The sequence below is a fragment of the Citrobacter sp. 506 genome, assembly GCF_050434985.1.
Taxonomy (GTDB): domain Bacteria; phylum Pseudomonadota; class Gammaproteobacteria; order Enterobacterales; family Enterobacteriaceae; genus Citrobacter; species Citrobacter braakii.
Map to the genome: position 1 here is coordinate 169,261 of NZ_JBNDJN010000001.1, position 23,499 is coordinate 192,759.

28 protein-coding genes are annotated in these 23,499 nt (G+C 51.3%); 16 read left to right on the forward strand and 12 right to left on the reverse strand.

Going from position 1 to position 23,499, the window contains the following annotated elements; translation table 11 throughout:
* The first annotated feature begins 1 nt into the window (after position 1).
* The 5 genes from nudB to ruvB all read left to right on the forward strand — a co-directional run bounded on the left by nudB (position 2) and on the right by ruvB (position 3,484).
* Positions 2-445: a dihydroneopterin triphosphate diphosphatase gene (gene nudB / locus ABIE10_RS00935; protein ID WP_016153414.1), complete on the forward strand. Its 444-nt coding sequence runs from the start codon at positions 2-4 to the stop codon at positions 443-445.
* Positions 446-473: 28 nt separating this feature from the next.
* Entirely contained in the window at positions 474-1,217 is a 744-nt protein-coding gene (locus ABIE10_RS00940) for a YebC/PmpR family DNA-binding transcriptional regulator (protein WP_016153413.1), read from the forward strand.
* A gap of 34 nt (positions 1,218-1,251) precedes the next feature.
* On the forward strand, positions 1,252-1,773 hold the full coding sequence (ruvC, locus tag ABIE10_RS00945; protein WP_003034867.1) for a crossover junction endodeoxyribonuclease RuvC: 522 nt from the start codon (positions 1,252-1,254) through the stop codon (positions 1,771-1,773).
* 80 nt (positions 1,774-1,853) lie between these two features.
* Positions 1,854-2,465 (forward strand): Holliday junction branch migration protein RuvA, encoded by a 612-nt coding sequence (ruvA, locus tag ABIE10_RS00950; protein WP_016153412.1) that lies wholly within the window; start codon positions 1,854-1,856, stop codon positions 2,463-2,465.
* Between the two features lie 8 nt (positions 2,466-2,473).
* Positions 2,474-3,484 carry a Holliday junction branch migration DNA helicase RuvB gene (ruvB, locus tag ABIE10_RS00955; protein ID WP_016153411.1) on the forward strand — a complete coding sequence of 337 codons (1,011 nt, stop codon included), beginning with the start codon at positions 2,474-2,476 and terminating at the stop codon, positions 3,482-3,484.
* 74 nt (positions 3,485-3,558) lie between these two features.
* Here the strand turns inward: ruvB and purB are convergent, their stop codons facing one another.
* Genes purB through rluE form a run of 5 tightly spaced genes read right to left on the reverse strand, consistent with a single transcriptional unit; the run spans position 3,559 to position 7,867 of the window.
* Positions 3,559-4,929 (reverse strand): adenylosuccinate lyase, encoded by a 1,371-nt coding sequence (gene purB, locus ABIE10_RS00960; protein WP_047497704.1) that lies wholly within the window; start codon positions 4,927-4,929, stop codon positions 3,559-3,561.
* Positions 4,930-4,932: 3 nt separating this feature from the next.
* Entirely contained in the window at positions 4,933-5,574 is a 642-nt protein-coding gene (hflD, locus tag ABIE10_RS00965; protein ID WP_016153409.1) for a high frequency lysogenization protein HflD, read from the reverse strand.
* A 34-nt stretch (positions 5,575-5,608) separates the two neighbouring features.
* Positions 5,609-6,715: a tRNA 2-thiouridine(34) synthase MnmA gene (mnmA, locus tag ABIE10_RS00970; RefSeq protein ID WP_003832402.1), complete on the reverse strand. Its 1,107-nt coding sequence runs from the start codon at positions 6,713-6,715 to the stop codon at positions 5,609-5,611.
* 53 nt (positions 6,716-6,768) lie between these two features.
* Complete coding sequence (locus ABIE10_RS00975) at positions 6,769-7,230, reverse strand: NUDIX hydrolase (protein ID WP_016153407.1); 462 nt, start codon at positions 7,228-7,230, stop codon at positions 6,769-6,771.
* Between the two features lie 13 nt (positions 7,231-7,243).
* Positions 7,244-7,867 (reverse strand): 23S rRNA pseudouridine(2457) synthase RluE, encoded by a 624-nt coding sequence (gene rluE / locus ABIE10_RS00980; protein ID WP_016153406.1) that lies wholly within the window; start codon positions 7,865-7,867, stop codon positions 7,244-7,246.
* A gap of 202 nt (positions 7,868-8,069) precedes the next feature.
* Between rluE and icd the strand changes: the two genes are divergently transcribed.
* Both icd and tnpA read left to right on the forward strand, forming a co-directional pair.
* Positions 8,070-9,320, forward strand: a complete 1,251-nt coding sequence (gene icd, locus ABIE10_RS00985; RefSeq protein WP_088902426.1) for an NADP-dependent isocitrate dehydrogenase — start codon at positions 8,070-8,072, stop codon at positions 9,318-9,320.
* 194 nt (positions 9,321-9,514) lie between these two features.
* Entirely contained in the window at positions 9,515-9,973 is a 459-nt protein-coding gene (gene tnpA / locus ABIE10_RS00990; protein WP_131381019.1) for an IS200/IS605 family transposase, read from the forward strand.
* Between the two features lie 107 nt (positions 9,974-10,080).
* Here tnpA and ABIE10_RS00995 read toward each other — a convergent pair whose 3' ends face one another.
* Complete coding sequence (locus ABIE10_RS00995; RefSeq protein WP_429154388.1) at positions 10,081-11,454, reverse strand: MFS transporter; 1,374 nt, start codon at positions 11,452-11,454, stop codon at positions 10,081-10,083.
* Between the two features lie 174 nt (positions 11,455-11,628).
* On the opposite strand from ABIE10_RS00995, the gene kdgR reads away from it, so the two are divergent.
* The gene (gene kdgR / locus ABIE10_RS01000; protein WP_003833778.1) at positions 11,629-12,420 is read left to right on the forward strand and encodes a DNA-binding transcriptional regulator KdgR; all 792 of its coding nucleotides are present in this window, start codon (positions 11,629-11,631) and stop codon (positions 12,418-12,420) included.
* 112 nt (positions 12,421-12,532) lie between these two features.
* On the opposite strand, the gene ABIE10_RS01005 is transcribed toward kdgR, so the two are convergent.
* Positions 12,533-12,772, reverse strand: a complete 240-nt coding sequence (locus ABIE10_RS01005) for a YobH family protein (RefSeq protein WP_016153403.1) — start codon at positions 12,770-12,772, stop codon at positions 12,533-12,535.
* A gap of 164 nt (positions 12,773-12,936) precedes the next feature.
* Here ABIE10_RS01005 and mgrB point away from each other — a divergent pair, with 164 nt between their 5' ends.
* The 6 genes from mgrB to rlmA all read left to right on the forward strand — a co-directional run bounded on the left by mgrB (position 12,937) and on the right by rlmA (position 17,278).
* Positions 12,937-13,080, forward strand: coding sequence for a PhoP/PhoQ regulator MgrB (mgrB, locus tag ABIE10_RS01010; protein WP_016153402.1), 144 nt, complete (start codon positions 12,937-12,939; stop codon positions 13,078-13,080).
* 74 nt (positions 13,081-13,154) lie between these two features.
* Positions 13,155-13,439 (forward strand): YebO family protein, encoded by a 285-nt coding sequence (locus ABIE10_RS01015; RefSeq protein WP_016156797.1) that lies wholly within the window; start codon positions 13,155-13,157, stop codon positions 13,437-13,439.
* A 635-nt stretch (positions 13,440-14,074) separates the two neighbouring features.
* Entirely contained in the window at positions 14,075-14,218 is a 144-nt protein-coding gene (locus tag ABIE10_RS01020; RefSeq protein ID WP_006684179.1) for a DUF2627 domain-containing protein, read from the forward strand.
* Positions 14,219-14,230: 12 nt separating this feature from the next.
* Entirely contained in the window at positions 14,231-14,440 is a 210-nt protein-coding gene (gene cspE / locus ABIE10_RS01025; protein ID WP_001062678.1) for a transcription antiterminator/RNA stability regulator CspE, read from the forward strand.
* Between the two features lie 219 nt (positions 14,441-14,659).
* The gene (gene ftsI / locus ABIE10_RS01030) at positions 14,660-16,405 is read left to right on the forward strand and encodes a peptidoglycan glycosyltransferase FtsI (RefSeq protein ID WP_429154394.1); all 1,746 of its coding nucleotides are present in this window, start codon (positions 14,660-14,662) and stop codon (positions 16,403-16,405) included.
* 63 nt (positions 16,406-16,468) lie between these two features.
* Positions 16,469-17,278, forward strand: coding sequence for a 23S rRNA (guanine(745)-N(1))-methyltransferase (gene rlmA / locus ABIE10_RS01035; RefSeq protein WP_287108966.1), 810 nt, complete (start codon positions 16,469-16,471; stop codon positions 17,276-17,278).
* Here rlmA and mntP read toward each other — a convergent pair.
* The 5 genes from mntP to manX all read right to left on the reverse strand — a co-directional run bounded on the left by mntP (position 17,275) and on the right by manX (position 21,479).
* Complete coding sequence (gene mntP, locus ABIE10_RS01040; RefSeq protein ID WP_016153398.1) at positions 17,275-17,841, reverse strand: manganese efflux pump MntP; 567 nt, start codon at positions 17,839-17,841, stop codon at positions 17,275-17,277. The two genes, rlmA and mntP, sit on opposite strands and share 4 nt — an antisense overlap.
* A 433-nt stretch (positions 17,842-18,274) precedes the next feature.
* Positions 18,275-18,733: a DUF986 family protein gene (locus tag ABIE10_RS01045; protein ID WP_016153397.1), complete on the reverse strand. Its 459-nt coding sequence runs from the start codon at positions 18,731-18,733 to the stop codon at positions 18,275-18,277.
* Positions 18,734-18,793: 60 nt separating this feature from the next.
* Positions 18,794-19,645 carry a PTS mannose transporter subunit IID gene (locus ABIE10_RS01050; protein ID WP_016153396.1) on the reverse strand — a complete coding sequence of 284 codons (852 nt, stop codon included), beginning with the start codon at positions 19,643-19,645 and terminating at the stop codon, positions 18,794-18,796.
* A 12-nt stretch (positions 19,646-19,657) separates the two neighbouring features.
* Positions 19,658-20,458: a PTS mannose transporter subunit IIC gene (gene manY / locus ABIE10_RS01055; RefSeq protein WP_016153395.1), complete on the reverse strand. Its 801-nt coding sequence runs from the start codon at positions 20,456-20,458 to the stop codon at positions 19,658-19,660.
* Positions 20,459-20,516: 58 nt separating this feature from the next.
* The gene (gene manX, locus ABIE10_RS01060) at positions 20,517-21,479 is read right to left on the reverse strand and encodes a PTS mannose transporter subunit IIAB (RefSeq protein ID WP_047416602.1); all 963 of its coding nucleotides are present in this window, start codon (positions 21,477-21,479) and stop codon (positions 20,517-20,519) included.
* Positions 21,480-21,792: 313 nt separating this feature from the next.
* Between manX and ABIE10_RS01065 the strand changes: the two genes are divergently transcribed.
* The gene (locus ABIE10_RS01065; protein WP_371745393.1) at positions 21,793-21,951 is read left to right on the forward strand and encodes a protein YoaL; all 159 of its coding nucleotides are present in this window, start codon (positions 21,793-21,795) and stop codon (positions 21,949-21,951) included.
* Complete coding sequence (gene yoaE, locus ABIE10_RS01070; RefSeq protein ID WP_016153393.1) at positions 21,939-23,498, forward strand: CNNM family cation transport protein YoaE; 1,560 nt, start codon at positions 21,939-21,941, stop codon at positions 23,496-23,498. The genes ABIE10_RS01065 and yoaE overlap by 13 nt, the downstream gene beginning before the upstream one ends.
* Position 23,499: the final 1 nt, after the last annotated feature.

Sequence of the window (23,499 nt, forward strand, 5' to 3'; positions counted from 1 at the left end):
TATGAGATATAAACAGCCTGTCTCGGTGTTAGTCGTGATTTATGCAAAGGACACCGGGAGAGTGCTGATGTTACAGCGACGCGACGATCCTGATTTCTGGCAGTCGGTCACCGGCAGCCTTGAAGAGGGTGAAACCGCGTCGCAAGCCGCGATGCGCGAAGTAAAGGAAGAGGTCGCCATTGATGTTGCGACTGAGCAACTGACCTTAATTGACTGTCAGCGCACGGTGGAATTTGAGATTTTTAGCCATTTACGTCATCGCTATGCGCCGGGAATTGAGCGTAATACTGAATCCTGGTTTTGCCTGGCACTTCCCTCTGAACGAGAGATCGTGTTCACCGAACATCTGACCTACCGTTGGGTTAATGCGCACGAAGCCGCGCAGTTAACCAAGTCGTGGAGTAACCGGCAGGCGATTGAAGAGTTTGTAATTAACGTCGCCTGAGAAGGCGCGCTTTTTGGAGAGATTATTTATGGCAGGTCATAGTAAATGGGCCAACACCAGACATCGTAAAGCAGCGCAGGATGCTAAACGCGGTAAAATTTTCACCAAAATCATTCGTGAACTGGTGACGGCAGCCAAACTGGGCGGCGGCGATCCGGATGCTAACCCACGTCTGCGCGCCGCGGTTGATAAAGCGCTGGCAAACAACATGACCCGTGACACCCTGAACCGTGCAATCGCGCGTGGTGTTGGTGGCGACGATGATGCGAACATGGAAACCATCATCTATGAAGGTTACGGTCCTGGCGGAACAGCCGTTATGATTGAGTGTCTGTCTGACAACCGTAACCGTACCGTTGCGGAAGTGCGTCACGCATTCACTAAAACGGGCGGCAACCTCGGTACCGACGGTTCCGTAGCTTACTTGTTCAGCAAAAAAGGCGTGATCTCCTTTGAACAAGGCGACGAAGACGCCATTATGGAAGCGGCTCTGGAAGCGGGCGCTGAAGACGTTGTGACCTTCGACGACGGCGCGATTGACGTTTACACCGCGTGGGAAGAGATGGGCAAAGTGCGTGATGCGCTGGAAGCGGCTGGTCTGAAAGCGGACGCGGCTGAAGTGTCTATGATCCCCTCCACCAAAGCGGATATGGATGCAGAAACGGCGCCGAAGCTGATGCGTCTGATCGATATGCTGGAAGACTGCGACGACGTGCAGGAAGTTTACCACAACGGCGAAATCTCCGATGAGGTTGCTGCAACGCTCGAATGATGTGGTTAAGCCATAAACTAACAGGAGATGCGTGATGTCTATCATTCTCGGCATTGACCCGGGGTCGCGCATCACCGGTTATGGCGTAATCCGTCAGGTCGGCAGACAGCTGACCTACCTCGGTAGCGGCTGCATTCGCACCAAAGTCGACGATCTTCCATCACGTCTGAAGTTGATTTATGCGGGCGTGACGGAAATCATCACCCAGTTCCAGCCCGACTATTTTGCCATTGAGCAGGTCTTTATGGCAAAGAATGCCGACTCGGCGCTAAAGCTGGGGCAGGCGCGCGGCGTGGCGATCGTTGCGGCTACCAATCAGGATCTTCCGGTCTTTGAATATGCGGCCCGCCAGGTAAAACAGACCGTGGTAGGTATCGGCAGCGCGGAAAAAAGCCAGGTTCAGCATATGGTACGCACGCTGCTAAAACTCCCGGCAAATCCGCAGGCGGATGCCGCGGATGCGCTGGCGATTGCTATTACCCATTGCCACGTCAGCCAGAACGCCATGCAAATGAGCGAGTCGCGGCTGAATCTGGCGCGAGGTCGGTTACGTTAGTGACAAATGAGGCTGGATATCTATCCAGCCTTTTTTTATGATAGCGCATTACCTTTTAGCCCTTAACGCAGGAGCGTCACGTGATAGGCAGACTCAGAGGCATCATTCTTGAAAAACAACCCCCGCTGGTCCTTCTGGAAACCGGCGGAGTAGGCTATGAAGTCCATATGCCGATGACCTGTTTCTACGAGTTGCCGGAAGCCGGGCAGGAAGCGATTATCTTCACCCATTTTGTGGTGCGTGAAGACGCTCAACTGCTATATGGTTTTAACAACAAACAAGAACGCACGCTGTTTAAAGAGTTAATCAAAACCAATGGCGTCGGGCCGAAGCTGGCGCTGGCGATCCTCTCCGGTATGTCTGCACAGCAGTTCGTTAATGCCGTTGAGCGCGAAGAGCTTGGCGCGCTGGTGAAATTACCGGGCATAGGTAAGAAAACCGCAGAGCGTTTGATTGTGGAAATGAAAGACCGCTTTAAAGGCTTGCATGGCGATCTCTTCACGCCGGCGGCGGATCTGGTCCTGACCTCTCCGGCCAGTCCTGCAACGGATGACGCCGAGCAGGAAGCGGTTGCTGCGCTGGTGGCGTTAGGCTATAAACCACAGGAAGCCAGCCGCATGGTGAGCAAAATTGCTCGCCCTGATGCCAGCAGTGAAACCCTGATTCGTGAAGCGCTTCGCGCGGCATTGTGAGGTAAAGGATGATTGAAGCAGATCGCCTGATTTCGGCTGTCAGCACGACCCCTGAAGATCTGGTGGATCGCGCGATCCGCCCCAAATTGCTGGAAGAGTATATTGGCCAGCCTCAGGTGCGTTCGCAAATGGAGATTTTTATCCAGGCGGCGAAGCTGCGCGGTGAAGCCCTCGATCACCTGCTGATTTTCGGTCCTCCAGGTCTCGGTAAAACCACGCTTGCCAATATTGTTGCCAATGAAATGGGCGTTAATTTGCGCACCACTTCCGGTCCGGTACTGGAAAAAGCGGGCGATCTGGCGGCAATGCTCACCAACCTTGAACCGCACGATGTGCTGTTTATCGATGAAATCCATCGCCTGTCGCCGGTGGTGGAAGAGGTGCTGTATCCGGCGATGGAAGATTATCAGCTGGATATCATGATTGGCGAAGGACCAGCCGCACGTTCGATTAAGATCGATCTGCCGCCGTTTACCTTGATCGGGGCGACGACGCGCGCCGGTTCGTTAACGTCTCCGCTGCGTGACCGCTTCGGTATAGTACAGCGCCTGGAATTCTATCAGGTGGCAGACCTGCAGCACATTGTTGGACGCAGCGCCCGCTTTATGGGACTGGAAATGAGCGATGAAGGCGCATTGGAAGTGGCACGCCGCGCCCGTGGTACGCCGCGTATCGCCAACCGTTTATTACGCCGGGTACGTGACTTCTCCGAAGTGAAGCATGACGGCACAATTTCAGCAGATATTGCCGCTCAGGCACTGGATATGCTCAATGTGGATGCGGAAGGATTCGATTATATGGATCGTAAGCTGCTGCTGGCGGTTATCGATAAATTCTTCGGCGGCCCGGTAGGACTGGATAACCTGGCGGCGGCGATTGGGGAAGAGCGTGAAACCATTGAGGACGTGCTGGAGCCGTATCTGATTCAGCAAGGTTTTCTGCAGCGAACTCCGCGCGGACGTATGGCAACGGTGCGGGCGTGGAACCACTTTGGCATTACACCGCCGGAAATGCCATAAGACTCAATAATCCCTGATGGCGCTACGCCTGGCAGGCCTACGATATGATGCAGGCCTGACAGGCGTAAAACAGATTACTTCAGTTCATCAACCATGGTGACGGCGCGACCAATGTAATTGGCCGGCGTCATTGCTTTCAGGCGAGTTTTCTCGTCTTCAGGCAGCGCCAGACCGTCGATAAACTGCTTCATACCTTCGGCGTCAACGCGTTTGCCGCGGGTCAGTTCCTTCAGCTTCTCGTATGGTTTTTCAATGCCATAGCGACGCATCACGGTCTGGATCGGCTCTGCCAGCACTTCCCAGTTATGATCCAGTTCATCCAGCAGATGATCGCGGTTCACTTCCAGTTTGCTCACACCTTTCAGCGTGGACTGATAAGCGATCAGCGCATAGCCAATCCCCACGCCCAGGTTACGCAGAACGGTAGAGTCCGTCAGATCGCGCTGCCAGCGGGAGACCGGCAGTTTGCTCGCCAGATGCTGCAGAACCGCGTTAGACAGGCCCAGGTTACCCTCGGAGTTTTCGAAATCGATTGGGTTCACCTTGTGCGGCATGGTGGAGGAACCAATTTCACCCGCGATGGTTTTCTGTTTGAAATGGTTCAGCGCCACGTAACCCCAGACATCGCGGTCGAAGTCGATCAGGATAGTATTGAAACGGGCGATGCAATCAAACAGCTCGGCAATGTAGTCGTGCGGCTCAATCTGCGTGGTGTACGGGTTCCACTGGATGCCCAGCGAGGTGACAAATTCTTCGCTGAACTGATGCCAGTCCACTTCCGGATAAGCGGCGATGTGGGCGTTATAGTTACCGACTGCACCGTTGATTTTGCCGAGAATTTCGACCTGATTGAGCTGGCGGTACTGACGCTCCATACGGTAAGCCACGTTAGCCATTTCTTTGCCCAGCGTAGACGGGGTGGCTGGCTGACCGTGGGTACGGGAGAGCAGAGGAATATCGCGATACTGGACGGAAAGATCTTTCACCGCGTCGATAAGCTTGCGCCAGTACGGCAGAATCACTTCGTCACGGGCGGTTTTCAGCATCAGCGCATGAGACAGGTTGTTGATGTCTTCTGAGGTACACGCGAAGTGGATGAACTCGGAAACAGCATGCAGTTCCGGGATATCCGCCACTTTCTCTTTCAGGAAATACTCAACTGCCTTCACGTCATGGTTGGTCGTACGCTCAATGGTTTTGATACGCGCAGCATCTTCTTCATTGAAGTTAGCGACAATCGCATCAAGGAAACCGATTGCGTCGGCAGCAAAAGCAGGAACTTCCTTGATCGCTGCGTGCGCGGCCAGTTTTTGCAGCCAGCGTACTTCAACTTGTACACGGAATTTCAGCAAACCGTATTCGCTGAAAATCCCGCGCAGCGCGCTGACTTTATCGCCGTAGCGTCCATCGACAGGGGAAACGGCGGTCAGTGAGGATAATTCCATAGATCACAACTCCGGGGTTAAATGAGCAAGAATTTGTTTAGCCTGAGTCGTCAGGCGATTACGAGAAAACATGAGTTGCAGACGGCCTCCACCAACCTGATGCCAGAGCACGGCAGCGCGAATGCCAGCCAGCAGGGAAGCGCGTACTTTAGCCTGAACCTGTGGGCTCTGAAGGATGGCCGGGGAGCCCGTAACCTGAATACGTGGGCCGAGTGGGCTGATGACGTCAACATAAATGCCTGCCATCGCACTCATCAACGTTTCTGACTGCAAATCAAAATGGTCCAGTTGGCGCTGCAAGCCGTTGATGCGGTCTCCCAGCGTGTCCATAGCGCCTTTAGCGGCTGACAGCTTACGCTCCAGCACCATCAGGCTTAACGTGTAGCGGGTGAGTTCCGCGTTCAGCCCCTGACGACTGCTGGCGTTGAGCACGCCGAGCATCGTTTCCAGACCTAAACGCAGGTTGGCCTCGCTGCCGCCAAACACGCCCAGCGTAGAGCTGGGATTCATGTCGATGACACTGTTCAGTGAAACGTGCAATGCATCGGCATCACAATGCCCCTGGTGCGCCAGTTCCTGCACCAGGCGTGCCGACTGACAAATGCCTGCCAGAGCGAGGGTGATGTCATAATAATTCTTTGCCACGTTCACTGCTTCCTTGTATTAGATGTGTAAGTAATTATACCGGCAGAGGCAATCGTTGTTCGATAATGCCGCCGCCGAGGCACACTTCGCCATTGTAAAAGACAGCCGACTGACCCGGCGTTACCGCCGCGACTGGCTCGTCGAAAATGACTTCAATACGCTCAGCATCCAGCGCCTTAACGGTGCACGGAATGTCGGTCTGACGATAGCGGGTTTTCACCGTGCAGCGCATTGTGCCGGTGAACGGTTCGCGATCGACCCAGTGCAGCTGTTGCGCCACCAGGCCAACGGACATCAGACGCGGGTGTTCATGACCCTGAGCAACAACCAGAATGTTGTTCTCGACGTCTTTATCCACCACGTACCACGGATCTTCCGTGCCTTCTTTCGTCCCGCCAATGCCCAGACCTTTACGCTGACCCAGCGTGTGGTACATCAGCCCCTGATGCTGGCCAATCTCTTCGCCATCAACGGTGATGATTTTGCCAGGCTGAGCGGGCAGGTAACGACCGAGAAACTCGCGGAACTTACGTTCGCCGATGAAGCAGATACCAGTTGAGTCTTTTTTCTTGGCCGTAATCAGACCGAGATCTTCGGCAATTTTACGCACCTGCGGTTTTTCCAGTTCGCCTACCGGGAACAGGCTCTGCGCGATTTGTTCATGACCGAGCGTGTAGAGGAAATAGCTCTGGTCTTTATTGCCATCAAGTCCACGCAGCAGGCGGCTTTTGCCGTCGACGTCGGCGCGGCGCACATAGTGACCGGTGGCGATATAATCGGCACCTAAATCTTCGGCGGCAAACTCGAGGAAGGCTTTAAACTTGATTTCTTTATTGCACAGAATATCGGGGTTTGGCGTACGGCCCGCTTTGTACTCTTCAAGGAACAGTTCAAAGACGTTGTCCCAGTATTCTGCAGCAAAGTTGACGGTATGCAGTTCAATGCCGAGTTTGTCACAGACAGCCTGCGCATCTGCAAGATCGGCGGCCGCTGTGCAATATTCCTCGCCATCGTCCTCTTCCCAGTTCTTCATGAACAGGCCTTCTACCTGATAACCCTGTTGTTGTAACAGCCAGGCAGAAACGGAGGAATCGACACCGCCGGACATGCCGACGATCACTTTTTTTGGGCTTTCAGACATAGGAATACTCACGACATTGAACTTCAAGGCGGCATATTCTAGCACGCAGCCCCTTACTTGACACCCTCTGTAAACGGCCAGTTAAATTCGCCGATCATCGCCAGCGGGTAGCGCTGTCCGCTCTGATAGCAACGAATACTCTCCGCAACCAACGGCGAACGCAGATTTGGCGCTGAGAGAACCTCTTCTGCGCTGACCCAGCGACAGCAATCTATATCGCTGTCATGAGGTTCAGTAGCGCACATATTGGCAAGCTCGATAGAAAACAGAAAACGTAAAAAGGGCGTTTTGTCCGGCGCAATCCATTGATGCATCCGGATGAAGTGTTGCGGCTGCGCTTTGATGCCCGTCTCTTCCCACAGTTCGCGAGCGGCGGCTTGCACCAGGGTTTCATCCGCTTCCAGATGTCCTGCAGGTTGATTCCACAGGGCTTTGCCATTGATTGTTTCCTCAACGACTAAGAACTTATCTTCTGCATGCACAATGCAGGCGACCGTGACGTGCGGTTTGAACATACCTGTTCCTTATTCAGTTAGTTGCATCCCGCCATTGACCGTTGGCGAGATTTTCCAGCGTGTAATCTCCCATGGCATAGCGGATGAGGCGCAGCGTCGGGAATCCAACATGCGCTGTCATACGACGAACCTGGCGGTTACGGCCTTCATATAAAGTAACTTTCAGCCAACTGGTGGGGATATTTTTCCGTTCCCGAATAGGCGGATTTCTCGGCCACAGCCAGGTGGGTTCCTCTACTATTTCAATACCTGCGGGCAGCGTGGGACCATCATTGAGCGTCACCCCGGTACGCAGCGCATCCAGCGCTTCTGCTGTCGGCTCGCCTTCGACCTGGACGTAATAGATTTTCCCCGTACGCTTGCCAGGTTGCGTTAACCGCGCCTGCAGCGCGCCGTCATTGGTCAGCACCAAAAGTCCTTCGCTGTCCCGGTCGAGTCGGCCCGCAGCATAAATTCCCGGCACGGGAATAAAATCTTTTAACGTGCTTCTGCCCGCCTCGTCAGTAAATTGTGGCAAAACATCGTAGGGTTTATTGAACAAAACCACGCGTTTTGGCTGGTTTTCTTTACGCTGTTTGGTGACTTGTCGTGAGCTGAATCGCTCAACCCGGTGATTTCTAAAAGAAGTTTTTTGCATGGTATTTTCAGATTATATCAATTGCCGCATTATAGCCTAAGAACGAGTGTCTTTCATGGCGACGAACATTAGGGTAGTATTGACATGCTCATTACAAAACATTAACAAAAAATTGCTCTAACGCATTCGTGCAGCAGGACGCAAACGCACATGCAGCGCGATGACAGACGAGCAGAACCAGAAGCGCTCGAAGGAGAGGTGAATGGAAAGCAAAGTAGTTGTTCCGGCGGAAGGTAAGAAGATCACCCTGCAAAACGGCAAACTCAACGTTCCTGAAAATCCGATTATCCCGTTCATTGAAGGCGACGGTATCGGCGTTGATGTAACCCCACCGATGATCAAAGTTGTCGATGCTGCTGTCGAGAAAGCCTATAAAGGCGAGCGTAAAATCTCCTGGATGGAAATCTACACCGGCGAGAAATCCACTCAGGTTTATGGCCAGGACGTCTGGCTGCCTGCTGAAACCCTTGATCTGATTCGTGAATATCGTGTTGCCATCAAAGGCCCACTGACCACCCCAGTTGGCGGCGGTATTCGCTCTCTGAACGTTGCCCTGCGTCAGGAACTTGACCTGTATGTCTGCCTACGCCCGGTGCGTTATTACCAGGGCACGCCTAGCCCGGTTAAGCACCCTGAACTGACCGACATGGTCATCTTCCGTGAAAACTCCGAAGATATCTACGCAGGTATCGAATGGAAAGCGGACTCTGCAGATGCCGAGAAAGTGATTAAATTCCTGCGCGAAGAGATGGGCGTGAAGAAAATCCGCTTCCCGGAGCATTGCGGTATTGGTATCAAACCGTGTTCTGAAGAAGGGACTAAACGTCTGGTTCGTGCGGCGATCGAATACGCCATCGCTAACGATCGTGATTCTGTTACCCTGGTACACAAAGGTAACATCATGAAATTCACCGAAGGCGCGTTCAAAGACTGGGGTTACCAGTTAGCGCGTGAAGAATTCGGTGGTGAACTGATCGACGGCGGTCCGTGGGTGAAAATCAAGAACCCGAAAACCGGTAAAGAGATCGTGGTTAAGGATGTTATCGCCGATGCGTTCTTGCAACAGATCCTGCTGCGTCCGGCTGAATATGATGTGATTGCCTGTATGAACCTGAACGGCGACTACATCTCCGATGCGCTGGCCGCACAGGTTGGTGGTATTGGTATCGCGCCGGGCGCGAACATCGGCGACGAATGTGCGCTGTTCGAAGCAACCCACGGTACTGCACCGAAGTATGCAGGTCAGGATAAAGTGAACCCAGGTTCCATTATTCTGTCCGCTGAAATGATGCTGCGCCACATGGGTTGGGTAGAAGCAGCTGACCTGATCGTTAAAGGTATGGAAGGCGCAATTAACGCCAAGACCGTAACCTATGACTTTGAACGTCTGATGGAAGGCGCTAAGCTGCTGAAATGTTCAGAGTTTGGTGACGCGATCATCGAAAACATGTAATCCAGATTCTGGGTTGTGTGAAAACGGGAACCGAGAGGTTCCCGTTTTTTTGTGCACAGAAAACCCCCAGCTAGGCTGGGGGTTCCGGAAAGCTTTCAGCTTTGGGCCAGTTATTAAAACCCCTTTTGATTTGTTAAAACACATTGCGGTCTGGCAACTGCAAATGTTTAACAAGAAATCAAAAGGGGGTCCCAATGGGGGACGAAAAGAGCTTAGCGCACACCCGATGGAACTGTAAATATCACATAGTTTTTGCGCCCAAATACCGAAGACAAGCATTCTACGGTGAGAAACGCAGGGCGATAGGCAGCATCTTAAGAAAGCTGTGTGAGTGGAAAAACGTGCGGATCCTGGAAGCGGAATGCTGTGCAGATCATATTCATATGCTTGTGGAAATCCCACCCAAAATGAGCGTATCCGGCTTTATGGGGTATCTGAAAGGGAAAAGCAGTCTGATGCTGTATGAACAGTTTGGGGATATGAAATTCAAGTACAGGAATAGAGAGTTCTGGTGCCGGGGATACTACGTAGATACGGTGGGTAAGAACACGGTGAAGATACAGGAATACATAAAGCACCAGCTTGCAGAAGATAAAATGGGTGAGCAGTTATCGATCGCTTATCCGGGTAGCCCGTTTACGGGCCGTAAGTAACGAAGTCTGATGCAAATGTCAGATCGTATGCGCCTGTTAGGGCGCGGCTGGTAACAGAGCCTTATAGGCGCATCCGAAAAACCTCCGGCTATGCCGGAGGATATTTATTATGCCTGAACTCGCGGTTGCGTAATGCGTAATCCACTCACAATTGCTGCCAGCGAGGCCAGAATGCCTGCGGCTATCAGCGAGACGTGCGTTCCACTGTCGCCAAACTGGTTTAGCATCAGCGCGACCAGCGCGGCCCCGGTACTCTGACCCAGCAAGCGCGCCGTCCCCAGCATACCGCTCGCCCCACCGCTGCGTTCACGCGGTGCGGAGGTGATGATGGTGTGATTATTTGGGGACTGGAACAAGCCAAAGCCTGCGCCGCACAGAATCATCGGCCAGATGATATTAAAATCGGAGGGGGAAACGGGCAGCAGCACCAGCGAAAACAACCCGCTGGCCATTAACGCCATGCCCAGTGCGCCCAACAGCCCGGCGTGAACGCGTTCAATCAGATATCCCGCCAGCGGCGCCATCACCATGGTTGCCAGCGGCCATGGCGTCAACAGCAGGCCTGTTTCGACCTCGCTGCGTCCGAGCACCGTTTGCATAAAGAAGGGCAGGGAAACCAATGCCAGCATTTGTGCGCAGAATGAACATATCGAGGTACAAATCGAGAGTGAAAACAGTGGAATGCGTAACAGGTCAACCGGCAGTAACGGCACCTCCAGCGCGAGCTGGCGTCGGATAAAGAAAAAACCCACCACCATAAGCGCCACAAGCTCGGCACCAATCAGTTTTAGCGACTGTCCTTGTGCAAAGCCGCTGAGCGCCGTAATTAACAAGCCAAACGTTAAGGCATTCATTACCGCACTGGGCAGGTCAAAGCGTGGTTTAGTGCCGCGGGACGCATTGGGCGGCAAAAAGCGCATCGCCAGCAACAGGGCGACTATTCCCAGCGGGACGTTAATCAGAAACAGCCATTTCCAGGAGGCAATAGAAAGAATTGCTGCGGCAATGGTCGGACCCGCGGCCGAGGAGACCGCGACGATAAAAGAGTTAATCCCCATCCCTCGCCCAAGCTGACGCTGGGGATAAATAAGTCGGATCAATGCCGTATTCACGCTCATTAGCGCCGCACCGCCAAAACCCTGGGCGACGCGAGCCAGCGTCAGCATGTGCAACGAATCTGACAAGGCACAAAATAGCGATGCAAGCAGGAACACGACCAGGCCACACTTATAAATGCGCCGGTAACCGAATAGATCGCCTAAAAAAGAGAGGGACAGGAGCGAAACGACGATCGCGATTTGATAGGCGTTCACAATCCAGATTGAGCTGGCAGGTGAGGCCTGAAGATCGGCGGCGATAGTTGGCAGGGCCACGTTCGCTATTGCACCGTCGAGTACTGCCATAGAAATGCCAATAACAATGGTTAAAATTGCGCCATATCGCTGGGGCAATGGCAGACCATCGGCCTGAATTTTTTCCATAGAAAGTCGATATTTGTGGAATTTATGATGAGAGTATTAATTTTAGCATTGATATTCAGGTGTTAGGTCGCAGATTTGTAACTAAGTGAGCAAAGAGCGATTGCGAGGGTTGGTACGTGAAATTATAATAAAAACCGGTTCTGATTTTTATAAAACACTCGAAAGGGGTGATAAATGGCAATCGCAGATCTGGATAAGCAACCCGATTCTGTATCTTCCGTGCTGAAAGTTTTTGGCATTCTGCAGGCGCTGGGTGAAGAGCGCGAAATTGGTATTACCGAGTTGTCGCAACGCGTCATGATGTCGAAAAGCACCGTTTATCGCTTTTTGCAGACCATGAAAACGCTGGGTTATGTGGCACAGGAAGGGGAGTCTGAGAAATACTCACTGACCCTGAAATTATTCGAGCTGGGCGCGCGCGCGTTGCAAAACGTCGATCTTATCCGTAGCGCTGACATTCAGATGCGCGAACTTTCGCGCCTGACCAAAGAGACTGTACACCTCGGTGCGCTGGATGAAGACAGCATCGTCTACATTCACAAAATCGACTCTATGTACAATCTGCGCATGTATTCCCGCGTTGGTCGTCGTAATCCGCTGTACAGTACAGCTATCGGTAAAGTTCTGCTGGCATGGCGTGACCGCGATGAAGTGAAGCAGATTCTGGATGGCATTGAGTACAAACGCAGCACCGATCGTACCATTACGAATACTGATGAATTACTGGTACTGCTGGATAAAGTACGTGAGCAGGGTTACGGCGAAGATAACGAAGAACAGGAAGAAGGCCTGCGCTGCATCGGCGTACCGGTGTTTGACCGTTTCGGCGTGGTTATTGCGGGGTTGAGTATTTCATTCCCAACGCTGCGTTTCTCAGAAGAGCGTTTACACGAGTATGTTGCAATGCTGCATACGGCAGCGCGCAAGATTTCAGAACAAATGGGTTATAACGACTATCCGTTCTAATCTGACGTAATCGCGAATGTTAAAAATCCCAGGTATTTTGTACCTGGGGTTTTTTATGAACAGTCATAACGTTACCTGGCGTAAATAACGTATCGAATGTAATGTTGCATTATTAGCCGTTATCGATAATGACCGTGCTTTTCCTTAACAGGGGACAATCCGACAGGCCAATGATACCGCTACTGGTGTGGACGTACTGTGCCGTGCTGGTTCCACGGGCAGTCAGATATTGGCATTGCAGACCCAGACCGGCAGCATTCTCCTTACTTCCAATCAAAATTCCATAGCCGCTCAATAATAAACCGATCCAAACCAGAGCTAACAACACAATAGCGCGGATAATCAGACGCATTACAACCTCTTATCTTTTCTCATTGTTATTAGATTAGCCTGTACACGGTATGAAACAAGTCAATCATTCCTAAAAAGATTGAATGCCTATACAGTTAACGCTGGGTTTAGGTAACGCATGATAATTTATAGACATAAGATGTGGAGTTGAAGAGTGGAGCTGGAGTGAAAAAAATTCGCTGGGTAGTGCTGATTGTTGTTGTACTGGTATGCATACTGATGTGGGCGCAGGTGTTCAACATCATGTGCGATCAGGACGTACAATTTTTCAGCGGTATTTGTGCCTTCAATAAATTTATTCCCTGGTAAGCGCATTTTCGCAACAGTTGATTACCTTCTTGTGCGGCAGTGGTAAACTACACTGTCTACATTGAGGTGGTAAAATGAACGAAGTTTTGAATTCTGGCGCGTTGAGTTTTGCGTCTTTAGCGGTATCGGTGGTGGTTCTGATTGTTGGGCTTGTTCTTTGGTTTTTTATCAATCGGGCAAGTTCGCGTACTAACGAGCAGATTGAGCTGCTTGAGGCATTGTTAGATCAGCAAAAAAGACAGAACGCTTTGTTACGTCGCCTTTGCGAAGCTAACGAACCCGAGAAAGCAGCAGAGCCTACTGCACTGCCCATTAAGGATGAAGACGATGACATCATCCGCCTGGTAGCTGAGCGGTAAAAAGGTATGGCAGGATGAGGAACGGCTGTTGTTGTTCTCAGTTGCTTCATCCTGTCGTCAGCGCGTCAGATTATTTTCTTCTGTCCCCGTCGTGTAATTGGCGGCCGGGCAGTCATCTATTCTCAGTATTTTCAGATGCTCCGACTAATTAATATCTTATCCCCAGTCTGATATAAATATAATCTTCCATACGTAAAAAATATGATTATGTCATTTTTGTGATAACGATCGTTTTATTAACAGCGAAACGTTTCTCTTACTTTTTTTGTGCCTTGTCATCATTCTTTCATTATTTTGGTGCAAAACCAGAAGGCGGATCTCATTTTTACGCTTGTGACATTTTATGCATTACTAAGCATAAAAAATGATATCTGGCAGAACCCGTAACAGATAACCTGGAACAACTGAAGCTATTGAGCTATGGTAGAAATATCCCGGCTATGGCGCAAGTCAGGCGGGGATAGGGGAGAGAGGCGAGAATATAATTCTACTCGATCTGGCGCATAACTGTGCAGTTGCTGTTTGATGGACGACGGGATTTGTGCGACCGATCGAGACACGTTTAAAAATGGCTTGCCATTATTAACGTTGTATGTGATAACACGTTTTGGGTTAAACGAGGTACAGTTCTGTTTATGTGTGGCATTTTCAGTAAAGAAGTCCTGAGTAAACACGTTGACGTTGAATACCGCTTCTCTGCCGAACCTTATATTAGTGCCTCAAGCAGTAATGTCTCAGTTTTATCTATGTTATGCCCGCGGGCGAAGAAAATACTCTAAGGAATTTTGCAAATGGCAAAGATTAAAGGTCAAGTTAAGTGGTTCAACGAGTCTAAAGGTTTTGGTTTCATTACTCCGGCTGATGGCAGCAAAGACGTGTTCGTACACTTCTCCGCTATCCAGGGTAACGGCTTCAAAACTCTGGCTGAAGGCCAGAACGTTGAGTTCGAAATTCAGGACGGCCAGAAAGGTCCGGCTGCTGTTAACGTAACAGCTATCTGATCGACACCACTGATTTGAAGCGCTTTTGCGCATCCATCTCAGATATAAAGCCTCGCTTATGCGGGGCTTTTTAATTCAAATTACGTCAAAATATTACTGAATGCCCATCCATTAGCGCTTTGTTGCAAAGGCGTGATGTTCGTAGCATAGTTTTCCCCGCTTTCTTGCGGCATTTCCCGTTAAATCAGACACCTGAAAAACTATCTTGTTGGAGATCGGGTGAAAAAGAAAAACGACGGCGATGCACGCAATTTTACTCCCGTACGTTTTGCCCTGCTTTGCGTGGCAATATTATTGAGCCTTGGATTGCTGCTGGGGCGGGTTGCGTGGTTGCAAATTGTCACGCCGACGAATCTGGTAAAACAGGAAGACATGCGTTCCTTACGCGAGGTGTCCATCGCTTCGCCACGCGGAATGATAACCGACAGAGAAGGGCGACCGCTGGCGGTAAGCGTTCCGGTTAACGCCGTCTGGGCCGATCCGAAGACGATTATCAGCAAGGGTGGCGTTGGCTATAACGAACGTTGGCAGGCGTTAGCCAAGACGCTGCATATTTCGCTCAGCACGCTGGCTGAACGCGTTAACAGCAATCCAGCCGGGCGGTTTATCTATCTGGCGCGCCAGATCTCTCCTCAGCAGGCAGAATGGGTCGACAAACTGGATCTGCCGGGAATCAACCTGCGTGAAGAGTCCCGCCGCTTTTATCCTGCCGGACATGTTGCGGCCAATCTGATTGGTTTCACCAACATTGACGGTCAGGGGATTGAAGGGCTGGAGAAAAGCTTCAATAGCCAGTTGATGGGCAAACCTGGCTCCCGCCTGGTACGGAAAGACAAATTTGGCCATGTCATCGAAAATATTACGGAAGTGATGCCGGTGCCGGCGCATGAATTACAGCTCAGCATTGATGAGCGCTTGCAGACGGTTACTGAAGACGCGCTGGACAATGCCGTGACATGGAATAAAGCGGAATCAGGGGCCGCAGTGCTGGTCAACATTGCCACCGGCGAAATACTCTCCATGGCAAGCTTTCCCGATTTCAATCCCAATAACCGTGATGGCGCGGTGCTGGATGATTTTCGTAATCGTGCAATTAGCGATACCTTTGAACCCGGTTCAACCGTAAAACCACTGGTGATTATGACCGCTCTGCAGCAGGGGATAGTACAGCCTGACAGCGTGATTGATACTCATCCTTTTATTGTTGATGGGCATCGCATCCGCGACGTCGGATTTTACCCGGAGCTATCGCTGACCGGGATCTTGCAGAAATCGAGCGATACCGGCGTGTCACACCTTTCGCTGGCGATGCCGGTACAGAAATTACTGAATACCTATAAAAGCTTTGGCTTTGGCGATCCAACCGGACTGGGTTTAACCGGGGAAAGTCGCGGATTAATGCCTCAACGCCGCTACTGGAGCGATCTGGACCGGGCAACCTTCGCATTTGGCTATGGATTAATGGTGACGCCGCTCCAGCTGGTGCATGTCTATGCCACCATCGGCAGTTTTGGTATCTATCGACCCCTTTCTATTACACGTATCGATCCGCCGGTAATCGGTACGCGAGTGATGCCGGAGGCGCTGGTTCACCAGGTTGAACATATGATGGAAAGCGTCGCGCTACCCGGCGGCGGGGGAACCAAGGCCGCGGTCAGAGATTATCGCGTCGCGGTTAAGACTGGAACGGCAAAGAAAATTGGCGATGACGGCAAATATGTCGATAAATATGTGGCCTATACGGCGGGCGTTGCGCCAGCAAGCGACCCAAAGTTCGCGCTGGTTGTGGTTATAAATAACCCGCAAAACGGTGCTTATTATGGGGGGGCAGTCTCCGCGCCGGTATTCAGCCAGATAATGGGCGATGTCCTGCGTCTGGAAAACGTAAAGCCGGACGGTATGCCTCCCGGCTCCGATCATCTTCTGGTAATGCACGGCAGCAACGTATCCTCGCCGTCGCTGTAAGTTATTTTCCCAGGGCGCAATTCGCGTTACACTTGCGCCCTTAAGTCACCTGCCGGAGTTGTCATGTCGTTTTCCTGTCCTCTTTGCCACCAGCCTCTTACTCAAGCGAATAACAGTTTTGTCTGCCCTGGGCGGCACCAGTTTGACGTGGCGAAAGAAGGGTATGTCAACTTACTGCCGGTTCAGCACAAACGCTCGCGCGATCCGGGTGATAGCGCGGAGATGATGCAGGCGCGCCGGGTATTTCTCGATGCCGGACACTATCAGCCGCTGCGCGATGCAATTGTGGATGCGCTCACCCAGAGGTTGAGTTCAGAAGATGCGGCGATCCTGGATATTGGCTGTGGGGAAGGGTATTACACCCATGCGTTTGCCGATGCGCTGACGGGCTGTACAACCTTTGGTCTTGACGTTTCTAAAGTGGCGATTAAGGCCGCAGCCCGACGTTATCCGCAGGTGACCTTTTGCGTTGCCTCCAGCCATCGCCTGCCGTTTGCCGACGAGTCAATGGATGCCATCATCCGGATCTATGCGCCCTGTAAAGCGCCGGAGCTGGCTCGCGTGGTCAAACTGGGTGGCTGGGTTATTACCGCCACGCCGGGTCCGCGTCATTTAATGGAGCTGAAAGGGCTGATTTATGATGAGGTGCGTTTGCATGCGCCACACACTGAGCAACTGGACGGTTTTGTTCTGCAAGAGAGTCTTGCGCTGGGGTATCAGATGCAGCTCAAAGGTAGCGAGGCCGTTGCGTTACTGCAAATGACGCCGTTCGCCTGGCGGGCAAAGCCGGAAGTGTGGGAAACGTTAGCCGGAAAAACGACGTTTGACTGCCAGACAGACTTTAGTATTCATATCTGGCAGCGCCTGAATTAACCGTGGAAGTGTGCCCAGAGGATCTGGGCGCCAATACCTATCAGTACCACCCCGCCCAAAATTTCAGCTCGCTTGCCCAGCATCGGGCCAATGAAACGACCGATCATCATGCCGAGCGTAGACATAATCAACGTAGCGCAGCCGATGGCCAGCGCTGTGGCAATAATGTTGACCTGCAGGAAAGCCAGACCCACCCCGACGGCCATTGCGTCGAGACTGGTTGCAATGGCGGTGGTGACCAGCAGCCAGAAGCCATGGCGGCGCTGTGGCTCTTCATCTTCATCCCCGTCGTCGCGAAAGCCTTCTATTATCATTCGTCCGCCTAAAAAGATCAGCAGAATGAAGGCGATCCAATGGTTCCACTCCAGTACAAATTTGCTGGCGAGCATACCCATGCCCCAGCCAATGAGCGGCGTAAGCGTTTCAACGGCGCCGAAAATAAGGCCGGTGCGCAGTGCTTCAGAAAATTTGGGTTTATGCAGGGTGGCACCTTTGCCAATTGATGCAGCGAAAGCATCCATCGACATGCCGAAAGCAAGAAGAACAGTAGCGGTGAGATTCATAACAGCGTCCTGACCGGGGTATCCATAACACACATCACTGCCCCCAGTAACCATGCATACAGGCTGGAATCACTGTAAATACAGCGCCATTCAGGTATGCATTGCAGTTGATGTGCCTATGGTCTCGCCTGACTGAACCTGTAAGATCAGTCCGTACGCGCCACGTTTTTCAACGAGTATGTTGACACGTACATTTCCGGAGTCTGGAAATCGGCTACTCCCCAACGACGGGCGCAACCTTAACATATTTTGAGAATATAAAACAAGAAACGCAGAAATAATATCTGGTATCTAATTGAAAACGATTTTCATTTAGATTTATTTATAAATAAAACGTTAGAATAAATAACATTATGAGCAGTGGGATATAGCCTTAGCTATGTTTATTTTTGAATGGATATATAAAAAACATAGTTCAGGCTATATTTGTAACTTACTGATTTGAAATTAAAAGTTTATATATGTTTTCGAGATCGTCTATATTACGTACGCGAATCAGTAATCTTCGATGTTCTAATTGCATCACCAGGACACCGTCTTCAGATAAATTCATCTCTTTAATCCGGTTATATTCAATCCAGACATTGGCGAAAAAAAAGCCTTTCTGTTTGAAGATGATTTTTGGCGTACGGATCCAGAACAGATACAGTCCCATCAATACCAGTGCACATAATAACCATGTGGTAAATTGCGCGCCGTGGCTGGTGATGTTGTTGTAGATAAGAATAGCAATCAAGCCAAGGAAGATAACGCTGTCGACTCTGCTACGAGGAAGCAGGGCGACAGACAGCAGAGTAGGGCCATTACGGCGGGGCATGATGAACTGATCGTAAATGGCATACGCCAGCAGCGAAAAGATAAAAAGAACCAGCACCAGGTCCGTGATAGTCATGAATCCTCAACCCTCTAAATAGAAAAACCGGGGGCAAGCCCCCGGCGGTGTACAACAGTCTTACAGGCCGAGCAGTCCGACAGCGTAGCCCGCGATACCGATGACGAAGAAGCCAACGATGATCCACAGCGGGTTCACTTTTTTACGCAGCAGCCACATACAGGCGAAAGTCAACAGCAGAGGAACCAGACCCGGCATCAGCTGGTCAAGGATAGTCTGCACAGTGGTGACACGAGTCTGACCATCCTGACCGGTGATGGTGGAAACCACCAGCGGGATGTTTACGTGCGTCCACTTGTTAACCAATGCCCCCATGACAAACAGGCCGAGGATTGACGCCCCCTCAGTCAGTTTCTGCAGGAAGCCGCCGCCCATATCTTTAACGATATCGATACCTTTACGGTAGCCGTATGCCACACCGTAGTAACGGGTTGCCAGACGAACCAGGTTAAACAGGATGAAGAACAGCAGTGGTCCAAGCAGACTGCCGCTCATCGCGATACCTGCGCCGAGTGCGGCGAATACCGGACGTACGGTACCCCAGAAGATCGGGTCGCCCACGCCTGCAAGCGGTCCCATCAGACCAACTTTGATACCGTTGATGGCACCATCGTCAATCTCTGCGCCGTTTGCACGCTGCTCTTCCATCGCCAGCGTAACGCCCAATACGGGGGCCGCTACGTACGGATGGGTATTAAAGAATTCCAGGTGACGCTTAATAGCCTGCTTACGAGCGTCGTTGTTTTCCGGGTACAAGCGGCGGATAGCCGGCACCATGGAGAAACAGAAACCCAGCGCCTGCATACGTTCGAAGTTCCAGGAACCCTGAAACAGGTTAGAACGAAGGAACACGCCACGAATGTCACTCGGAGTGAGTTTTTTCTCGGTGGTAGTTTTAGTCATATCAACCATTTCGCTCACCTGCTAGTCCAGTTCGTTATCGAGATCGTTATTGCCAGCCGCAGCAGCAGGTGCACCGGCTACGCGGTTATATTTCGGGCTCAGCTGAATGTAGAGGATAGCCATTACTGCGCCAATCACACCCAGAGCAACCAGGTTGAAGTTAGTAAATGCCGCGGTGACGAAGCCGAGGTAGAAGAATGGCATCAGGTAGCCTGCGCGCATCATGTTGATGACCATCGCATAACCAACCACTACGATCATACCCCCTGCGATGTTCAGACCGCCGGTCACAACTTCCGGAATGGCATTAAGCATGCTCTGAACTTCACTGGTACCAACAGAAATCGCCACGATTACCGCTGGGATAGCGATACGCATAGCCTGCAGGAACAGGGAGGATACGTGCAGCCAGGAGATCGCCGTCAGGTTACCGTTTTCTGCCGCCTTATCCGCTGCGTGCTGGAATGCTACGGTGATAGTACGAACGATGATGGTCAGTACCTGGCCTGCTGCTGCCAGTGGGATAGCCAGCGCGATACCTGCACCAATGCTTTGGTGACCCGCGATAACCAGAACGGTAGAGATAATTGAGGCCAGTGCGGCATCAGGTGCAACCGCAGCACCGATGTTCATCCAGCCCAGGGCGATCATTTCCAGGGTACCACCGATGATGATACCGGTTTTCATATCACCGAGAACGGCACCAATCAGCGTACAGGCCACCAACGGACGGTGGAACTGAAATTCATCGAGTACCGACTCCATACCCGCGATACATGCGACGATGAACACCAGCACAATCTGAAGAGTGGTAATCTCCATTGTACTTCTCCTATTGCTATACAGACTTAAGTGTGAAAACTAAGTAAATGCCAGGGCGTTATTTCACCTTGGCAATCAAATCCATCATTTTCAGTTTCTGATCGGTAGAAACCTTACGAGCCTCGAGCTCAATACCGCGTTCGTTGAGTTTCTTGAAGGCTTCGATGTCTTTTTCATCGACAGAAATTGCGTTGTTTACCTGCGTTTTACCCTGACGGAAAGCCATACCGCCAATGTTTACAGAGGTAATTTTCACACCACCTTCAACGATACGTTCTACGTCGGTCGGGTTGGTAAACAACAGCATCACACGCTCACCTGCATATTTCGGGTTGTTGTAGACGCGGATCATTTTCGCGACATCAACCACATGCGCCGTCACACCCGGAGGTGCAACCTGGGTCAGCAGCGTTTTACGCACGGTATCGGCGGCAACTTCATCACTGACGACGATAATGCGTGTTACGTTGGTTTCTTTGGTCCAGCGAGTTGCCACCTGACCATGGATTAAGCGGTCATCAATACGCGCCAGGCCGATCTGCATATAATCGTTCGGACCCATCGGTTTGGCGGGAACTGCTGCTTTTGGCGCCGCGACTGGGGCTGGAGCGGCTTTCTCCACCGGTTTTGCTTTCAGCGCTTTCACGCCTTCGCTACCGGTTTCAACGGCCAGTGCTACTAATTCATCGAAGCTGGGGTTGTCATCACGCGCCATGAAGGTTTCAACCAGCATGGGAATGTTCACACCGGCGATGACTTCGTAATGCTCTTTATCGACGACAATGCGGCTCGCAGCGTTAAACGGGCTGCCTCCCCATGTGTCAACGAGAAACAGCACGCCTTTACTGGTATCGAGTTTTGCCAACTGAGCGTTGTACTTTTCAATCAGCGTTTCGGCATTTTCGCCTGGAACGAAATCGATCCAGCCGACGTTTTCCTGCTCGCCTAACAGCATTTCTGCTGTCTTAAGTAACTGCTCTGCAGCCCAACCATGTGTGCCTATTACAATAGCAATGGTCACTTGCTACCTCCTTTATTATCGTTAACACATCAACGTGAAGATGTATTTGAATCGTCGTCCGCAATCGAATCGATTCAGATAAGGGTTACAAAGAAAAACCTATGATTTTCGTGAATTATTTTAGATATCGAAAAAAATATTTTATGTGATGAAGATCCGTAATTTAACTTCCGATGAAAAGAAATTTCGAAGGGTAAAATATCTCCGAAACAACTTATTGCAAAGGAAGGTAAATCTTTGCTAAAAAACAGTTGTCTCTGTTATGTTTAGCATCGGTTTAATTACTCAGGAGTATAGGGCAGTAGCTCACCATATGGATCGTCACCGACGTCATTTCACTATCAGGCCGTATCAAGCCTGTCAGATTGGCACTTTTTGCCACAAATTTTCTCTGCATATCGCTTCAACGCCTGAGATCCTCAGCGCGCAGTTTGGTCATTCCTTAAGCAGGAGCTTGTCATGGAATTATTAATGGACCCGCAGATTTGGGTGGGTTTGCTCACGCTTGTCGTTCTCGAAATTGTTCTGGGTATTGATAACCTGGTCTTCATTGCGATCCTGGCTGATAAGCTGCCGCCAAAACAGCGAGATAAAGCGCGTTTAATCGGTTTGTCACTGGCACTGGTTATGCGCCTGGGCTTGTTGTCCGTGATTTCGTGGATGGTGACGCTAACTAAGCCGCTATTTACGGTAATGGACTACTCGTTCTCGGGGCGCGATCTGATCATGCTGCTGGGGGGGATTTTCCTCTTGTTCAAGGCCACGACAGAGCTGCATGAGCGGCTGGAAAACCGTGAACATGATACCGGCCAGGCAAAAGGGTATGCGAGTTTTTGGGTTGTTGTGACGCAGATTGTCATCCTCGACGCGGTGTTCTCGCTGGATGCCGTTATTACGGCGGTCGGTATGGTCAACCATCTGCCGGTGATGATGGCGGCGGTCGTGATTGCTATGGCCGTGATGCTGCTGGCTTCTAAGCCGCTGACACGATTTGTGAACCAACATCCGACGGTGGTGGTGCTGTGTCTGAGCTTCCTGTTAATGATCGGTCTGAGTCTGGTTGCCGAAGGGTTCGGCTTCCATATTCCGAAAGGCTATCTGTATGCGGCGATTGGCTTCTCAATCATCATTGAGTTGTTTAACCAGATTGCCCGTCGGAACTTTATTCGCCACCAGTCGACGCTGCCGCTGCGTGCGCGCACTGCCGATGCAATCCTGCGTCTGATGGGGGGTAAAAGTCAGGCCAGCGCGCAGATGGAATCCGACAACCCGGTGCCGGTTCCCGTCCCGGAAGGCGCATTTGTGGAAGAAGAACGCTATATGATCAACGGCGTCCTGTCTCTGGCGTCGCGTTCATTACGTGGCATTATGACGCCTCGTGGCGAAATTAGCTGGGTTGATGCAGACCTGAGCGTGGAGGAAATTCGCGAGCAATTGCTCTCGTCACCACACAGCCTGTTCCCGGTGTGTCGTGGCGAACTGGATGAAATCATCGGTATTGTGCGTGCTAAAGAGCTGCTGGTCGCGCTGGAAGACGGTGTGGATGTGGCGGCCATTGCCTCTGCGTCTCCGGCTATTATTGTCCCGGAAACGCTGGATCCTATCAATCTGTTAGGTGTTCTGCGACGCGCCCGCGGCAGCTTTGTTATCGTCACTAACGAGTTTGGTGTAGTCCAGGGTCTGGTCACGCCGTTGGACGTATTAGAAGCTATTGCCGGTGAATTCCCGGATGCCGATGAAACGCCTGAAATTATTGCTGATGCAGGCGGTTGGTTGGTGAAAGGTGGTACCGATCTGCATGCGTTGCAACAGGCGCTGGACGTGGATACGTTAGTGAATGAAGATGAAGACATCGCCACGGTGGCAGGTTTAGTCATTGCCGCTAACGGCCATATTCCACGCGTAGGTGATGTTATCGATGTTGCACCGTTGAGCATTACGATTGTCGAAGCCAATGACTATCGTGTGGATTTAGTTCGCATTGTTAAAGAACAACCCGCTCACGACGAAGACGAGTAAG

What these genes read in the sequence shown, in the direction of transcription:
- nudB (WP_016153414.1), top strand. Translation starts at nt 2, where the DNA reads ATGAGATATAAACAGCCTGTCTCGGTGTTAGTCGTGATTTATGCAAAG.
- ABIE10_RS00940 (WP_016153413.1), top strand. Translation starts at nt 474, where the DNA reads ATGGCAGGTCATAGTAAATGGGCCAACACCAGACATCGTAAAGCAGCG.
- ruvC (WP_003034867.1), top strand. Translation starts at nt 1,252, where the DNA reads ATGTCTATCATTCTCGGCATTGACCCGGGGTCGCGCATCACCGGTTAT.
- ruvB (WP_016153411.1), top strand. Translation starts at nt 2,474, where the DNA reads ATGATTGAAGCAGATCGCCTGATTTCGGCTGTCAGCACGACCCCTGAA.
- purB (WP_047497704.1), bottom strand. Translation starts at nt 4,929, where the DNA reads ATGGAATTATCCTCACTGACCGCCGTTTCCCCTGTCGATGGACGCTAC.
- mnmA (WP_003832402.1), bottom strand. Translation starts at nt 6,715, where the DNA reads ATGTCTGAAAGCCCAAAAAAAGTGATCGTCGGCATGTCCGGCGGTGTC.
- ABIE10_RS00975 (WP_016153407.1), bottom strand. Translation starts at nt 7,230, where the DNA reads ATGTTCAAACCGCACGTCACGGTCGCCTGCATTGTGCATGCAGAAGAT.
- rluE (WP_016153406.1), bottom strand. Translation starts at nt 7,867, where the DNA reads ATGCAAAAAACTTCTTTTAGAAATCACCGGGTTGAGCGATTCAGCTCA.
- icd (WP_088902426.1), top strand. Translation starts at nt 8,070, where the DNA reads ATGGAAAGCAAAGTAGTTGTTCCGGCGGAAGGTAAGAAGATCACCCTG.
- tnpA (WP_131381019.1), top strand. Translation starts at nt 9,515, where the DNA reads ATGGGGGACGAAAAGAGCTTAGCGCACACCCGATGGAACTGTAAATAT.
- ABIE10_RS00995 (WP_429154388.1), bottom strand. Translation starts at nt 11,454, where the DNA reads ATGGAAAAAATTCAGGCCGATGGTCTGCCATTGCCCCAGCGATATGGC.
- kdgR (WP_003833778.1), top strand. Translation starts at nt 11,629, where the DNA reads ATGGCAATCGCAGATCTGGATAAGCAACCCGATTCTGTATCTTCCGTG.
- ABIE10_RS01005 (WP_016153403.1), bottom strand. Translation starts at nt 12,772, where the DNA reads ATGCGTCTGATTATCCGCGCTATTGTGTTGTTAGCTCTGGTTTGGATC.
- ABIE10_RS01015 (WP_016156797.1), top strand. Translation starts at nt 13,155, where the DNA reads ATGAACGAAGTTTTGAATTCTGGCGCGTTGAGTTTTGCGTCTTTAGCG.
- ABIE10_RS01020 (WP_006684179.1), top strand. Translation starts at nt 14,075, where the DNA reads ATGTGTGGCATTTTCAGTAAAGAAGTCCTGAGTAAACACGTTGACGTT.
- cspE (WP_001062678.1), top strand. Translation starts at nt 14,231, where the DNA reads ATGGCAAAGATTAAAGGTCAAGTTAAGTGGTTCAACGAGTCTAAAGGT.
- rlmA (WP_287108966.1), top strand. Translation starts at nt 16,469, where the DNA reads ATGTCGTTTTCCTGTCCTCTTTGCCACCAGCCTCTTACTCAAGCGAAT.
- mntP (WP_016153398.1), bottom strand. Translation starts at nt 17,841, where the DNA reads ATGAATCTCACCGCTACTGTTCTTCTTGCTTTCGGCATGTCGATGGAT.
- ABIE10_RS01045 (WP_016153397.1), bottom strand. Translation starts at nt 18,733, where the DNA reads ATGACTATCACGGACCTGGTGCTGGTTCTTTTTATCTTTTCGCTGCTG.
- ABIE10_RS01050 (WP_016153396.1), bottom strand. Translation starts at nt 19,645, where the DNA reads ATGGTTGATATGACTAAAACTACCACCGAGAAAAAACTCACTCCGAGT.
- manY (WP_016153395.1), bottom strand. Translation starts at nt 20,458, where the DNA reads ATGGAGATTACCACTCTTCAGATTGTGCTGGTGTTCATCGTCGCATGT.
- ABIE10_RS01065 (WP_371745393.1), top strand. Translation starts at nt 21,793, where the DNA reads ATGGATCGTCACCGACGTCATTTCACTATCAGGCCGTATCAAGCCTGT.
- yoaE (WP_016153393.1), top strand. Translation starts at nt 21,939, where the DNA reads ATGGAATTATTAATGGACCCGCAGATTTGGGTGGGTTTGCTCACGCTT.